A 15082-nucleotide genomic window follows, 5' to 3' on the forward strand; every position below is an offset into this window, starting at 1 on the left:
CAAGATGAAAAAAGTTGCAGCTGGATTGATGATAGGGCTGATGTTTTCCTGCCACCGGGGGCAGGTGCAGCCGGATCATACACTGGTATTGTCGCATGCCGGGAAGGCGGCTTCCTGTCCGTTTATTACGCAGGATGGAAGCGGCCATCCTGTGGTGAGTTGGGTGGAGAAAGATGATAGCACAGAGAATGGATTGATGTTTTACGCGGTATCTAACGATAATGGTTATACGTTTTTACCACCGGTGGCTGTTACTGCTACTGCAGGTGTATTTCCACATGATGAAAATTTACCGAAGATATTGTTCAAGCCCGATGGTACTGTGATGGCGCTCTTTGGTATAGAAGCCAACGATCCGCGTAATAAATATGCCGGCAAGGTAATGTATACCCAGTCATTTGATGGTGGCAAGCATTGGCAACCCGCTGTGCCACTGGTTACGGATACAGCGGGGTACGATCAACGTTACTTTGATATGGCCTTGTTGCCCAGCGGCGAAGCAGCTGCAATCTGGTTGGATAACCGTAAACAAACTAACGCAGAGGGCTCTACGCTTTATTTTACGGTTACCCATGGACATAGCGGGTTTGGGCAGGCGAAGCCGATCGCGGCTACGGTATGTCAGTGTTGCCGCACCAAGCTGTATGTAGCTGGCAATGGCCATGTACATGTGGCCTACCGCGACATTATCAGCGATTCTATCCGGGACATGGTACACCAGGTATCCACAGATGGAGGACAGTCGTTTTCCGCCCCGGTGCGCATCAGTGCAGATAACTGGGTGGTAAATGGATGCCCGCATACAGGGCCTGCGCTAACCGCCAACAGCCAGGGATTGCATTTTGCCTGGTTTACTATGGGCGGAGGGCAAGGCGCCTTTTATTGCCGTTCGCTGGACAACGGTAATCCCTATACGCAAAAAGAATCTTTGAGCAAAGCGCCTATGGCCAAGCATCCTCAAATGACTACGGTTAACGATGATATCCTGGTAGTATGGGATGAACCGGTGAAGTGGAAAAATAATTTCAATAGCCGGGTAGGATTTCAATACAAAGCTGCGGATGGGAAAACGATGCAGGCAGGCATATTAACAACCGACAGCAGCTACGCTAATTATCCGGTGGTAGGCGCGGTAAAAGACCATAAAGCCCTGGTAGCGTATAAAAGAAGAGACGCGCAGGGAAGCCAGGTGGTGGTGACCCGGCTGAATATAGATTAAAGCCACCGTAGTGCTTAAAACACAAATGGGATATAGTTATGTGCATAACTATATCCCATTTGCTTAAAAATGTTCTCAGTTGTACCCCAAAGAAAAGCCTTGTTGTCCAGGCCATTCTTTATGAGAGGCTGCCCATCGGCCGTAGTTGCCCTTCCTCGTGTTGCCAAAGTAAAAACGCCATCCTTCTTTCCATCTCGGATAGTACAGGCGTAGCAAGTACATAGTAATAAATGTAAGCATAGGGATATGGTTTCAAGTTTAGGATAGTTCAGTTAGTTTAGTCGCATCGGCATAGATTTTTTGCCACATGGATAGTATATGGACAAAAAATATATAAATGTTTCCAAATATAAAAACTATCTCTATGTATTGAAATCACATCTATGTGTTATTTTTTATCGATGTAGTAAGCGTTGGCTTGTTGTAATGGTGTCACTACCAGGTCGTTAATACAAACATGCGGAGGAAGCGACGTGCAATAAAATACCACGTCTGCCACATCCTGGGCGCTAAGCGGAATAAATCCTTTGTATACATCTTTCGCCTTGTCTTCATCTCCCTTAAATCTTACAAGGGAAAACTCGGTTTCAGCCGCACCTGGATGAACAGCGGTTACCTTTATACGGTAGGGCAACAGGTCGATACGCATACCCTGGGAAATGGCATCTACCGCCGCTTTGGTGGCACAATACACATTACCCCTGGCATATACCAGCTTGGCCGCCGTAGAACCGATATTGATAATATGGCCGGTGGTACGGGCGCGCATCCAGGGAATTACCGCCTTGGATACATACAGCAATCCTTTTACGTTGGTATCTATCATGGCATCCCAGTCGGACGTACTGCCTTCGTCAATGGTATTTAAGCCCGCGGCGAGGCCCGCATTATTCACCAGGATATCTATCTTCCGCCATTCTTCCGGGATATTTCCCAGCACGTCATTTACCTCCTGTTCAATCCTCACATCAAAATTCAGGGCCAGCACATTCACGCCAAATTCCTGTGTCAACTGTGTCTTAAATGCTTCCAGTCTTTCTTTACGGCGACCCGTGATAATTACATCATAACCCTTAGCGGCATACGTAGTAGCACATGCCTGGCCAAAACCGGCAGTGGCGCCGGTGATAAGAACAATACCCATGAGACGTCAGTTTTTTGTGCAATTTACTAAGGATCAGCGGATCAGCGTCACCGTTCCTTTTTTCTGTATCACTTTGCCGGTGTAGTCGGTGCCCTGTAATATCCAGATATAGGTGTCTACGGGCGCTGGCATGCCCTTGTAGGTGCCGTCCCACCCGGCGCGGAAATCAGTGGAGGAATAGATTTCTACGCCCCAGCGGTTGTAAATCCGGAAGAATTTATATTCGGTGATCCCCACCGGGATAAAACGAAAACGGTCGTTCTGCCCATCTCCATTGGGCGTAAAGGCATTGGGAATATATATTTCAGGACCGGTATAATATTTTACACTCACGGTGGCGTAACCGAAACATCCCTGTTCATTGGAAACACGCAGCTTAAACACGATGTCGCGGTTATAGTTGAGTACCGGCCGGGCAATGAGTGGATCACTTAAGCCATCGGATGGGCTCCAGGAATAGAAATCGCCCCCACTGCCCTGCATTACCAAAGGTTGCCCCCTGGCCAGTATGGTGTCATTTCCCGCAAAGGGATTTACTTCGTATATACGTAAGTTTTTGGTCACCGTTTTCTGGCAATTTTTATCTGTCAGCAACGTCAACGAAATCGTATATACGTCACCTTTAGTAAAGGTATGCGTGAGGGATTGCTGGCTGCCAGGAGTAACAGTGCTGTCCGACACGCCGAAATCCCAGATATGGCTGATAATATGGCCATAGCGGTAAGAAGAAGTATCATTAAACGCAATAGGATCGCCCCGGCATAAACCGGTACTCGTGAATCCCGCCACCAGGCCGGGATAATTGTTTACTTCGCCCTGCATGCTATCGGTGCATGCCAACCCCGGGTTCACCACCAGCTTCACCCTGTATACGCCTGTATCAGGGTATTGATGATAGAACATGGTTTTGCTGTCGGTGAGGGTATCTGTTCCATCCCCAAAAGTCCAGTAATAGGTGGAGGTAAAACCGGCATTACTGGAATTGCTGATAGGTACGTGTAACGCAGGATCTTCTGTACAGTTATTTAACACCGGTGGAAAGCTGGCAATAATTTTTGTCTGACAGTCAAACACCGTTAATAGTATATCCTTACTATGCGTGCCCAGGAATTGTTTGGTGACCCGGTCGTATTCATTCACGCATACCGTCACTACATATTTTCCCGGCATATTGGGCGTACAGGTAATTAATCCACCGGAAGATATGGAGATACCTGGGCGCCCTCCCATCGGATTACTACCCGAATAAGGAGGTATATAACGAACGGTGGTATTGTAAGGAGGTGGGGTGGTAGAATTACTTTCGTTGGTACTGGAACCATCTGTTAGTGCGTTGCAAAGATTATAGGTAAGGCTGTCGCCGTCTTCATCATAAGCCGCATAATCCAACGAAAAGGGGAGCGCGTTACAGATAACGATGGAGGTATCTTTATTGAAATAGGCGCTGTTGTTATTAGGCCTGGATTCTGTACCGGGAATAGTGGTATAATAAGTGGAACCTTCATGTTCTGAATCATAGATGTTGTTGAGTTTTTCACCGCGGCAGCAACGCTGGGAAGCTACGTAATAGCCACCGGCAACAGGCGCCAGTTCAATTTCCGCCGTATAAAAAGCTACTTCCAGGTGTTGGGCCTGTGGCGCCAGGCAGGGATTTTTCAGCGTATCTATCAGTGGGCGTGTATGTTCAATGTAGAGATATACGGAAGATAAAACTTTGGAACCGTTGTAAGTAAATACGTTAGCAGTGACGGGGTTCTCAAATCTGTCGATACAACCTTGTCGGTCGCCGCAGGTAAAATCTGCGTCGCGATACAACTTGAGGGTGATGAGATAACGGTAGCGCGTTTTATCTCCGTTCAGTCCTAATGTTTTATAATAAATTTCGCCACCGATGATATGATATCCAGCTGCGAGTATGGGGAACAAACAGCAGCTCAATACCAGGAAAACTGCTCTCTTCATGATGGTGGATACTGCTCTCTGAATTTAACAAAAAAAGAGCGGATCCGGTTCAATCCGGGCAACTTTATCTTACCAGTGTAACGGTGCCTTTACGCTGTACGGTGTTGTTGTTAACGTCCTTCCCTTGTATCACCCACACATAGGTGCCTACACCGGCTTTCTGGCCATTTACCGTGCCATCCCAACCTTTCATGTAGGTGGTAGTGGAGTACATTAGTTTACCCCATCGGTCAAATACCCGGAAGAATTCTATTTCTACAATGCCCACTGGTAAAGGGCGAAAGATGTCGTTTAAACCATCCCCATTGGGAGAGAACGCATTAGGTATATAAATATCCGGCCCTTTGATAAATCGCACGAAGATATTGTCGGTGCCTGAGCAACCTTCCTGCGTATAGGCGGTAACGGTATAGGTGATATCGTGGTTATAGGTAGTTACCGGGTTATAAACATAGGGATTGTTGAGTCCATCCGGAGGCGTCCAGGCATAACGTATACCACCACTGGCGTTGAGCTGGAAAGGGGTATTCAGCATGATAATGGTATCATTTCCGGCAAAGGCCTGTACTTTGGGTACGACGTTTACCTGCACGGCGGCTGTTACCTCTTTCGGGCATCCCAGTGTGTCTGTTACCGTTACTGTAAACCATGTAGTATCAACGGGATGTGCCAATGTAACCTGGGAGCTGGGCTTATCCACATAGTAAGCTGGCGCCCACCTGTAATAGGCGCCGCCGCCAGCCCGCAGTGTCAGCGGGATACCAAAACAAACGGTGGTGTCGGGAGCGGCTGTAGCCTGCGGTGGATCTACTACTTTCAGACTCACGGTATCGGCAGTATGACATTTACCCAGCGATACCATTACCTCGTATTTGTGCCGCGGAGGTGTAGGGGTAACCAGGGCATCGGAGTTGGTAGACACTACCTGCCGGGTGGCCAGGTCGGTCCAGCGGAAAGCATAAGGGCCATCTGCCACTGCCGTCAAATGTACTTCATCGTTGGTACACACGGTGCTATCGGTGGTGGTTTGCAACCGCAGGGTATCTTTCACCCCTACCAGTATATCTTTGTCATTTACGCATCCTTGTGTATCCGTAAAAGTAACCTTATAAGTGTAGGTGCGCGGCGGAAATACAATGGGATCGGGCGTATTGGGCCGGAGAATAAAGTAGTTGTCCGGCGTCCAGGCAAACCGGCCTGCCACACTGCTGGTAGCCCACATATGCAGGCTGTCTTTTACACAGAGCAGGGTATCGGCAGTGGCGTTGAATGGCGGTTTATCGTATATCGTAATAGTATCTTTAATAGTTTGTTCACATCCCTTTTCGTTACGTGCATATAGTTTAATCTCGTAGTCGCCCGGAGTTTTATAGAGATAGGAAGGATTGGGTAGATTCGAGGTATCCCCATTGCCAAACTCCCACTTATAATAACTGATCTTTCCTGCATCGGACCGCGTGGCGCTGGAATTGAACTTCGTTTCTTTATTGGTACAAAGACCGGCAACGGAAAACTGCGGCTTAAATACCGGGTAGGCATATACAATAGCAGCGGCACTATCTCCGCAGTTACTGGTTTTATCCACATACAGCTTTACGGTATACACACCTTCTTTGGCGTAGGTATGTGTAAAAGGATCGGCGCTATTGGTATTCAGCGTGGTACCATCTCCAAAATCCCAGAAATAGGGCTTCCCCAGGGTACTGTTGTTGAGGAAGGTAACGGTGAGGCTGGAGCAATCAGTATATTTTTCCGGCATAGCCGCCGTTACCTGCTTCACACAAGTGGTAACGTTGATATGAAAGTCTTTGCGGAGGGTTCCGATTTTAACGCCGTTACGGTATTCGTGTACGCATACGGTTACAACATATTTTCCGGCGGCAGGAGCAATGCCCGAAATGATACCGGTTTTGGGATTGATAGTTACATTAGGTCCCAGTGGGCTACTGCCGCTATAGGGGGATACGTAGGATACAAAGGAATAGGGAGGTGCCGCGGCTGCAGGAGGAATATTATCTTCACCGGTTAGTTTACCCCCTTTATAAGCATCACAAAACTCGTATACAAGGGAATCTTTGTCTACGTCAGACGCGGAAAAATCATACGTGAATTTTTTCTCGGAGCATACCAGCGTAGCTTCTTCTTTATTGAAAGTGGGGCTGGAATTATTGATGGCGCCTGTGATGCTGCCAGGAATTTCTGTATAGTAAGTAGCGCCGGTACCTACGTCCGGGCTGTTGGGAATAGGTTCTGCCACAATATTCTGCATAAACGGATCACGGCAACAGCTTTGGAATGATACAATATATCCCTGCGTATTTACCGGTACAGTGATGGAGGTAGTATAGGTACCTATCTGGTAACAAATGACGGGAGGGTTTACAATACAGGGATCCACCTGGCCCAGTGTTTTTTCTTCAAAGGCAGTTCGTTTGATCAGGTTGTCTGATACCCAGCCATTGTTGCCTTTGTCGAAGACGCTGAGGTATACGGCATCGGGCATTTTGGCGATCCGTGGCCCCGTGGTACATACCCGGTATAACTTTAGCGTAACGGAGTAAGTAACCTGGTTACCATTTTGCGATACAAATTTATAGTATACCTGTCCCCCTATAATATGGCTGGCTTGCGCCATCAGGGCGCCCGCCATGCATAGCAGGAAGACAAATAGCTTTTTCACAACCAGCGATTTATATGATTATAGTTGACAAAAGGCAATAAATTGTTCCAATATCACATTGCTTTCGGCGGCCACTTCCCACATACCCATATGGCCTACGTGTTCAAAAATATGTATGCTGCTGAGATGAGGTAAAATAATCTGCGGCAGCACGTTCTCTAATGGCACTGCGTTATCATCTTTACCGATGATGAACAGCACCGGTGCGGTTGTTTGCTGTAATACCGCAGTTCTGTCGGGCCGTTGCGCCATTGCTTCATAATAAGCTACTAATGCCGGCAGTTCACAGCCCATTCCCATTTTAACATAGGCGTCTACCCATTCAGGATGTGCGCTTTTTGTAGCGGGACTGAACATATTCGGGAGGGTTTGTCGTATAAAGGTTTCAGCGCCATACTGTTCCATCAGTTTAATGGATTTACGCCGGCCTTCTTTTTTCTCTTCGCTATCCGCCTTGGCAGTGGAGTGAAAGAGTCCCAGTCCCTTCAGTATCCGGGGATATTTCTCTGCCAGTGCCAATGCTACGTAGCCTCCCATAGAGTGGCCAATGACCACCGCTTCGCGGATATTTTCGGCTAACAGGATGGCATACACGTAATCAGCCATCGATTCCATGGTCAGTGGTGTAGTAACAGGTGACGCTGCTGTTCCCGGTAAGTCGGGAATAATAACCCGGTATTTATTTTTGAGCTGCGCAGTTTGAGCAGACCAAAGCTCCGCATTTTCTGAAAATCCGTGTAAAAGTACTACCGTTGCACCTTCGCCTTCATCAAGCCAGGTGATGTTTCCGTTATTGATTGACTTCCGCATGTCTTAAACCGGGAATAAATCGTGAAATAAAAGCATGTACAAGTAACAAGATACAAAATATTAATGCGGCTTTCGACACCAGGTCTCCATTTTTTACATAGAACGTAGTTACCGTCTCTGGTGTTACAGTGGCCTTAAAAACACTTTCCTGCCAGTAGGGCTGTGGCTGATGAATATTACCCGCCGGATCTATTACGGCTGAGATACCAGTGTTGGCGCAGCGTGCAATCCAGCGCCGGGTTTCGATAGCCCGGAGCCTCGCATATTGCAGGTGCTGGCGATGCCCCTCTGTATTACCCCACCATCCGTCATTGGTGATAATGACTAACAGATTAGCACCGGGTTTAATATGGGTAGCCATATAATTGCTGAATACGGACTCATAACAGATCACCGGGAAAACATTAATACTGTCTGCTGGGTTGGTAAACATTTCCACGCCGGGCATGCGGCCATAACTACCGGTAATACCGCCAAAATCGAGCGCCACACTTTGCATAAATGACAGGTAGCCTACGTAAGGCACCAGTTCAGCCCCAGGCACCAGTTCATATTTGTGATAAATCTGTACAGACCTGGAGGTATCTACCTGTAATGCACTATTATAGGCATCCCAGCGGCTCCCATCATTTAATGTTCTGGCAGTGGAAGGTATTTCCTCTGTACTGTTATAACGTTTCAGTGTAGCGGCACCACTGATCAGCTTCGCCCTGGGGTATTGATGCAGCATTTCCCGGATAGCCTGTATCTCCGGCTGGTAGTTCAGGTCATGCTCCCAGGCTCCCTGTGGAAATAAGGCTGTTTCCGGCCAGATGATATAACGGGTGTTGCTATCCGCTTTTTCTTTACTGAGCCGGATCAATTTTGCCAGTTGCTCCATCGCAGATCCGGAACTGAATTTTTCATCATAGGGGTCTATATTGGGCTGTACTACCACCACATCAGTTTTCCGGGCAGGATTATCTGCCGGAGGCTGTATAAAAGCCGACAGCAACAACGGAATACCAATGATTAACGCCGGCTTCCAGCTTTCATTGCGCAATACCTGTTTCCAGGAAAAGTCGTATAGCCGCGTACGTTTCCATACATTGTAAATCACGATGTTAGCCAGCAATACCCATAAAGTACCGCCACTGGTACCGGTATATTCATACCATTGAATCCATCCCGGGCGTAGTGCAAAGGCATGACCTAATACCAGCCAGGGCCAGCTGAATTCCCAGGTTTGATGGATATATTCGAAGGTCAACCAAAAGATAATCAGGGCGAAGTAAGCCACCCGTTCGGGCAATTTCTTCCGGGAATTTTTAAAAGCCAGCCAGGGTATACTCATCAATAAGGCATTGAAACAGTTGGCAAACACGCCACTCATGGGCAGCGTAGTATTGCCTACCCACCAAGTAGCAGCTACATTCCACACCAGGAAAGCCAGGTAAACCAGGCCGAAATATTTCCAGCGGTGCTGCACCTTTTCACTGATATATAACAAAGGAGTAAATGCAATGAAAATAAGTGGTGTAAGCGGCATGGTTGGCCAGGATAGCCATAATACGATACCACTTAAAATACTTAACAGCAGGAAAGGCTTCTTCATTTATAGGAATTGTGAATGTCGATTGAGAACGAAGATAAGCGGGGAATTACGGAAAACAAAAACGCCCCGCATGAAAGTGCGGGGCGTATATCTCTGTTATTGATATTATCTGCTGTAGTTCGGCGCTTCCTTGGTAATCACCACATCGTGCGGGTGGTTTTCCTTAACGGTAGCAGCAGTGATTTTTACAAACTGTGCTCCCTGCAGGGCTTTGATGTCTTTGGAACCGGTAAGACCCATACCTGCGCGTAACCCACCTACAAACTGCTGTACTATTTCAGACAACATGCCTTTGTACGGAACGCGGCCCACAATACCTTCTGGTACCAGTTTCTTGATATCATCTTCATCCTGGAAGTAACGGTCTTTACTACCTTCCTGCATCGCCTCAATGGAACCCATACCACGATAGGATTTGAACTTACGTCCTTCGTAGATGATGGTTTCTCCGGGGCTTTCTTCCACACCAGCGAAGATAGATCCTGCCATGATAGTGGAGGCGCCTGCTGCCAGGGCTTTTACCATATCACCGGTATAACGGATACCACCGTCTGCAATCACCGGGATACCCAGTTTTTTCAGCGCGTCGGCAGCTTCCATTACGGCCGATAATTGTGGGAAACCTGCACCGGTTACGATACGGGTAGTACAGATAGATCCGGGTCCTACACCTACTTTCACGGCGTCGGCGCCTGCCTGTGCCAGTGCCAGCGCACCTTCTGCGGTAGCTACGTTACCAGCAATTACCTGCAGCTTAGGGAACGCTTTCTTTAATTTCTTCAGGTTGTTTAATACGGCAATAGAGTGACCATGTGAACTATCCAGGCAAACTACATCCACACCTACATTAATCAGTGCCTGTGCACGATCCAGCAGGTCGGCGGTAATACCCAGTGCGGCTCCTACCAGCAACCGGCCAAACTCGTCTTTTACGGCGTTAGGATAGCTGGTCAACTGTAAGATATCGCGGTAAGTGATCAGTCCTGCCAGTTTGCCCTGCTTGTTAACAACCGGTAATTTTTCAATTTTATATTGCTGGAGAATTTTTTCTGCCTTCTTCAGGTCAGTGCCTTCCGGAGCAGTGATCAGGTTTTCACTGGTCATCACATCCTTTACCAGGCGCTTTTTATTTTTTTCGAAACGTAAGTCCCTGTTAGTAAGGATACCTACCAGTTTATTATGGTCGTCTACAATGGGAATACCACCGATGCCGTTTTCCTTCATGAGCCGTAATGCTTCACCAATGGTAGCATCGCCTTTGAGTGTAACGGGATCCATGATCATACCGCTTTCACTGCGTTTAACGCGTCTAACCATTTCAGCCTGGCGTTCAATGCTCATATTTTTGTGGAGAATACCTATTCCACCTTCTCTCGCCAACGCAATAGCCAGTGTAGCTTCAGTAACAGTATCCATCGCTGCAGATACCATAGGTATATTCAGGCGTATGTTTTTTGTTAGTTGCGTAGAGAGATTTACTTCTTTAGGCAGAACTTCAGAGTAGGCCGGGACCAGGAGCACATCATCAAATGTAAGTCCGTCAGCCACAAATTTGGGTTTAGATTTTCCCGCAGGCATGATGCAACTATTAATCAGTTAAAAAATAATTGCACGCAAATGTACACCTTATTACGCAATAAATAAAATAATCGCATTGCCAACCAGGCCCGGGGTTGTTAATAAATCATTAACAAACGGACGAAATCTCCTGCTACACGCGCTCATAGCGTTGTCCCGGTAAACTTCTGAGTAAACTTTGCATTTCCAGGTTGAATACTGCCACCGCCACCTCGCTACCCGATAATCGGGTTTGGAGGTATAATTCTTCCAGGTGCCGCTGCGGTTTTTCCCGGAATAAGGCCATAATAGCCTGCTCTGCTTCGGTTAGTGATGGAAATAAGCTGGGTTGTATCGCCGGCGGGGTTTCCGGCCTTGCTTTTTCCTCCCAGCCCATGAGCGCCAATATGTCGGCGGCGTTTCTCAGCAAAGCAGCCTTATTCTGCTGGATAAGGTGATTGCAGCCGGCCGACTGTATATCTTGTATCCGGCCCGGCACGCACAATACTTCCCGGTTATATCCATTGGCCAGGTCGGCGGTGATAAGAGAACCGCCCCGCATACCGCTTTCTATCACGATAGTAGCATCGCAAATCCCCGCTACGATACGGTTACGCTTCGGAAAGTTTTGCCGGTCCGGCAGGGTTTGGCTGCTGAAGTCGGTCAGCAACCCACCCTGCTCCAGCATATCGGTGGCAATTTGCTTATGCGCAGCGGGGTAGATCCGGTCCAGCCCATGCGCCAGCACACCAATAGTAGGTATCCCGGCTTTTAAGGCCGCTTTATGGGCTATAATATCTATACCGTAAGCCAATCCGCTCACAATCGTAATACCTGCCGCCGCCAGGTCCTTTACCAGCGCTTCACACACACTGCGACCATATGCCGATGGATGCCGCGTACCTACTATGCTCACCATACGGGGCGGATTCAGGGAAGCATGACCTTTGTAATACAGCATGGCAGGACTGTCATAACAATGCAACAACCGTTGGGGATAGCCCGGATCCTGGAAAAACAAGGGCTGTATCTTGTATTTCTCCAGGAATGCTATTTCGGCCTCCACGGCCTCGAAATCGCGAAAATTCAATATTGCTGCGGCACGAACGACGCCCACTGTTTCAATTCTTTCCAGCGCATATTTTTTTGCTTTGAATATTTCTCCGGCAGAACCAAAATGTTCGAGTAGTTTTTTAATGATGACATCTCCAATCAGGGGAATCCGGGTTAATGCTATCTGGTACATTAATTCCTGGGGCATAACAAACAAATATTTCGGCATAATTTACAATTTTCTGTTGGCACTTATTGTCCGCCACATGAATTATTTTTGCAGCGACTAACGGATATTTTATGAAGATGAAATGGATATTACCAGGAGCCTTGTTAATGGCTTTGTTTGCATGTAAAACTACCCGTCCCCTGGCAGAAAAAACAACTGCTACCACCCTGGTGCCGGGAGGCCCTGCCTGGGCAGCTCTCTGGCAACAACAATCCGGCGAATACAAAGCCCTGTGCCTGCAAGCCTATCAGCTGGCGGCTTTCAGGCTAGACCAGTATCTTGCCACAAAAGGAAACAAACCGTTGGCAGTAGTAACAGATATAGATGAAACCGTGCTCGATAACAGCCCCTATTCAGTACATCAGGCCCTGTCAGGTAAAGGATACGACGACAAGAGCTGGATGGAATGGACCGCAAAAGCCGCCGCCGATACGGTGCCAGGCGCCCCCGCTTTTTTTAAATATGCTGCCTCCAAAGGAGTAAAAGTGTTTTATATCACCAACCGTGCGGAAAGCGAAAGAGCGGTTACGCTTCGCAACCTGCAGCAATACCAGTTTCCCGATGCCGACGATCAGCACCTGATGCTGAAAACAACTACCTCTGGTAAAGAATCCCGCCGCCAACTGGTGTTACAGCAATATGATATTGTGATGTTATTTGGAGATAACCTGAGCGATTTTTCTGCCATCTTCGACAAAAAACCTTTTGATGAAAGAAATGCAGCAGCGCTACAATCTGCCGCCAGCTTCGGTAGCCGGTTCATCGTACTCCCTAATCCTATGTATGGCGATTGGGAAGGTGCCCTTTATAATTATCAATATAAACTGAGTACTCCGCAGAAAGATGCTGTGATGAAAAGCCGGTTGAGAAATTATTAAAGCTCTCAGTCTTACAGGCTAATGATCCGGAATACGGTACGCCGGTTAGCCGCTTTTCCTTCTTCGGTATCATTGGTAGCAATCGGATCTTTTTCACCATAGCCTTTAGCAGTAAGGCGACCGGCCGTAATTCCCTTCTCTGTTAAATAATGCACTACTGCTCTGGCGCGGTTTTCAGACAATACCTGGTTATTCTTATCTGTACCTACATTATCAGTATATCCGGCAATTTCAATCGTCAACGTTGGATTTTCCTGTAATAATTTTACTAGCTTGTTGAGTTCTATTACCGATTCCGGTTTTAGACTGTATTGTTTTGTATCAAAGAAGATATTGTGCAAGACAATACTTGCATTGGCGGCCAGCGGTTGTAGCGGGATATTTTTTTCGAAAGGCACACCCGGGTTATGATCTTTCAGCGAAAAGTTATCTGAGTAAAAGAGATATCCCTTGCGGTTTACATGCAGTGCATAGTCTTTACCTACCGGTAATGGCGCCAGGTAATCACCGTTATCATTGGTTTTCACTGTAGCAATATTATAGCCGCCCTGCAGGTCTATTACGTCGATGCTGGTGGCTAACCGGGCATGGGTGAGGGTATCGTACACATAGCCTTTTACATATAAAGTTTGCAGCGGACGGGCCTCCGGATATAGTTCAAAACTATAGATATCCAGCGCGCCACGGCTATCCGACCTGTCAGAAGCAAAGTAGGCTGTTTTACCATCAGCTTCAACTACCAGGGAAGCATCTTCATCAATGGTATTTATAGGATAACCCAGGTTGGTAGCAGGGCCCCAGCTGCCATCCGGCTGGCGCCGGGAATAAAAGATATCCAGCCCGCCATAGCCGGGATGCCCGTCGGAAGCGAAATAAAGCGTTTGTCCGTCTGCGTGAATGAAAGGGGTGGTTTCCCTGCCATTGGTGTTGATATTGGGGCCGAGCTGCTGAGGTATGCTCCACTGGCCATTTGTTTGCCGGCTGCTTACAAATATATCTGCACCATGATCTGATGTTTCACGTGCAAAATAAAGCGTTTGTTTGTCGGCGCTGAGGCAGGGCTGCGATTCCCAGTCACGCGTGTTAATGGGACTCCCAAAATTTTTTGGAGCGGTCCAGCCGGTGGCTGTTTTTTCTGAGTAATAGAGATCGCAGCTACCTTTCCCTTCCGGAAATTCGCAACCGGTGAATACCAGCATGGTACCATCTTGTGAAATGTTTTGTGCGCCCTCATTGAACGAGGAGTTGATAGGTTCGCCCATATTCTGCGCCGTCGACCACTTATGGTCCTCCCGGGTGGTAATATAAAAATCTTCATTACGGCCATTTACGCGCCTGGTGAAAATCAATGTTTTACTGTCGATGGTCAGAGAGGGAAAGTATTCAGGATCTGCGCTGTTGACCGGATCGCCCAGGTTTTCCGGGTGAAAAGGAACGGATTGGCGACTGTTATTAACGGCAAACTCATAGTTCGTTTTCAGCTTTTCGGCAATAACGCTTTTGGATTTAATGACAGACAGGTATTGGTTAATTAACTGCAACGCACCTACGAAATTTCCGGTGCCGGCCATCGCCTTGGAATAGGCCACCATTATAGGACGCAACCCGTTGCTATCCAGCTGCTTTAATTTTTCAAAGGTACTATTGGCGGCGGCGTAATCTTTCAGTTCTACATAGCACAACCCCATTTGTCCGTATGCATCTGTAAAATTGGGGGCTGCTTTAATCGCTTCCTGCAGGAAGCCGATGGCGGCTTTGCTTTGGTAATTCCTTACGGCATCAACGGCGCGGTCAAAGCTGGTTTTGGCTTTTTTGGGAGCATTTTCATAGGTAACCGTCTGAGCCTGCATATGCAGTCCCACACCCAGCAGGCAGCTTAGTATCAACAGGATTTGTTTTTTCATAGTCAGTATTCGTCCTGTAAATAACGCAAAAAAGCATAAGAAATGCATAAGG

At 47.6% G+C, this 15082-nt stretch carries 11 protein-coding genes; 2 read left to right on the forward strand and 9 right to left on the reverse strand.

The window, feature by feature from the left end; translation table 11 throughout:
- Window positions 1–4 precede the first annotated feature (4 nt).
- Window positions 5–1219, forward strand: coding sequence for a sialidase/neuraminidase family protein (locus tag FHW36_RS07300; RefSeq protein WP_145664692.1), 1215 nt, complete (start codon window positions 5–7; stop codon window positions 1217–1219).
- A 75-nt stretch (window positions 1220–1294) separates the two neighbouring features.
- On the opposite strand, the gene FHW36_RS30435 is transcribed toward FHW36_RS07300, so the two are convergent.
- The 8 genes from FHW36_RS30435 to dprA form a co-directional block, all read right to left on the reverse strand.
- A complete protein-coding gene (locus FHW36_RS30435) occupies window positions 1295–1459 on the reverse strand; it encodes a hypothetical protein (protein WP_186452327.1) in 165 nt (54 codons plus the stop codon).
- A gap of 148 nt (window positions 1460–1607) precedes the next feature.
- Entirely contained in the window at window positions 1608–2363 is a 756-nt protein-coding gene (locus tag FHW36_RS07305) for an SDR family NAD(P)-dependent oxidoreductase (RefSeq protein ID WP_145664695.1), read from the reverse strand.
- Window positions 2364–2396: 33 nt separating this feature from the next.
- Window positions 2397–4325 (reverse strand): gliding motility-associated C-terminal domain-containing protein, encoded by a 1929-nt coding sequence (locus FHW36_RS07310; protein ID WP_145664697.1) that lies wholly within the window; start codon window positions 4323–4325, stop codon window positions 2397–2399.
- Between the two features lie 64 nt (window positions 4326–4389).
- A complete protein-coding gene (locus FHW36_RS07315) occupies window positions 4390–7005 on the reverse strand; it encodes a gliding motility-associated C-terminal domain-containing protein (RefSeq protein ID WP_145664700.1) in 2616 nt (871 codons plus the stop codon).
- A gap of 18 nt (window positions 7006–7023) precedes the next feature.
- On the reverse strand, window positions 7024–7815 hold the full coding sequence (locus FHW36_RS07320; RefSeq protein ID WP_145664703.1) for an alpha/beta fold hydrolase: 792 nt from the start codon (window positions 7813–7815) through the stop codon (window positions 7024–7026).
- Window positions 7796–9409, reverse strand: a complete 1614-nt coding sequence (gene lnt, locus FHW36_RS07325) for an apolipoprotein N-acyltransferase (RefSeq protein WP_145664706.1) — start codon at window positions 9407–9409, stop codon at window positions 7796–7798. The genes FHW36_RS07320 and lnt overlap by 20 nt, the downstream gene beginning before the upstream one ends.
- 105 nt (window positions 9410–9514) lie before the next feature.
- Window positions 9515–10957, reverse strand: a complete 1443-nt coding sequence (gene guaB / locus FHW36_RS07330; RefSeq protein ID WP_449384929.1) for an IMP dehydrogenase — start codon at window positions 10955–10957, stop codon at window positions 9515–9517.
- Window positions 10958–11120: 163 nt separating this feature from the next.
- Window positions 11121–12227: a DNA-processing protein DprA gene (gene dprA / locus FHW36_RS07335; RefSeq protein ID WP_145664711.1), complete on the reverse strand. Its 1107-nt coding sequence runs from the start codon at window positions 12225–12227 to the stop codon at window positions 11121–11123.
- 92 nt (window positions 12228–12319) lie between these two features.
- Here dprA and FHW36_RS07340 point away from each other — a divergent pair, with 92 nt between their 5' ends.
- Window positions 12320–13126 carry a 5'-nucleotidase, lipoprotein e(P4) family gene (locus FHW36_RS07340; protein ID WP_145664714.1) on the forward strand — a complete coding sequence of 269 codons (807 nt, stop codon included), beginning with the start codon at window positions 12320–12322 and terminating at the stop codon, window positions 13124–13126.
- 11 nt (window positions 13127–13137) lie between these two features.
- On the opposite strand, the gene FHW36_RS07345 is transcribed toward FHW36_RS07340, so the two are convergent.
- Window positions 13138–15030: an OmpA family protein gene (locus tag FHW36_RS07345; protein ID WP_186452328.1), complete on the reverse strand. Its 1893-nt coding sequence runs from the start codon at window positions 15028–15030 to the stop codon at window positions 13138–13140.
- Between the last annotated feature and the right edge of the window lie 52 nt (window positions 15031–15082).

Origin of the sequence: Chitinophaga polysaccharea (assembly GCF_007829335.1) — a bacterium.
GTDB classification, from domain to species: Bacteria; Bacteroidota; Bacteroidia; order Chitinophagales; family Chitinophagaceae; genus Chitinophaga; species Chitinophaga polysaccharea_B.

What these genes read in the sequence shown, in the direction of transcription:
- FHW36_RS30435 (WP_186452327.1), bottom strand. Translation starts at nt 1,459, where the DNA reads ATGCTTACATTTATTACTATGTACTTGCTACGCCTGTACTATCCGAGA.
- FHW36_RS07340 (WP_145664714.1), top strand. Translation starts at nt 12,320, where the DNA reads ATGAAGATGAAATGGATATTACCAGGAGCCTTGTTAATGGCTTTGTTT.
- lnt (WP_145664706.1), bottom strand. Translation starts at nt 9,409, where the DNA reads ATGAAGAAGCCTTTCCTGCTGTTAAGTATTTTAAGTGGTATCGTATTA.
- FHW36_RS07300 (WP_145664692.1), top strand. Translation starts at nt 5, where the DNA reads ATGAAAAAAGTTGCAGCTGGATTGATGATAGGGCTGATGTTTTCCTGC.
- dprA (WP_145664711.1), bottom strand. Translation starts at nt 12,227, where the DNA reads ATGCCCCAGGAATTAATGTACCAGATAGCATTAACCCGGATTCCCCTG.
- FHW36_RS07310 (WP_145664697.1), bottom strand. Translation starts at nt 4,325, where the DNA reads ATGAAGAGAGCAGTTTTCCTGGTATTGAGCTGCTGTTTGTTCCCCATA.
- FHW36_RS07320 (WP_145664703.1), bottom strand. Translation starts at nt 7,815, where the DNA reads ATGCGGAAGTCAATCAATAACGGAAACATCACCTGGCTTGATGAAGGC.
- FHW36_RS07305 (WP_145664695.1), bottom strand. Translation starts at nt 2,363, where the DNA reads ATGGGTATTGTTCTTATCACCGGCGCCACTGCCGGTTTTGGCCAGGCA.
- FHW36_RS07345 (WP_186452328.1), bottom strand. Translation starts at nt 15,030, where the DNA reads ATGAAAAAACAAATCCTGTTGATACTAAGCTGCCTGCTGGGTGTGGGA.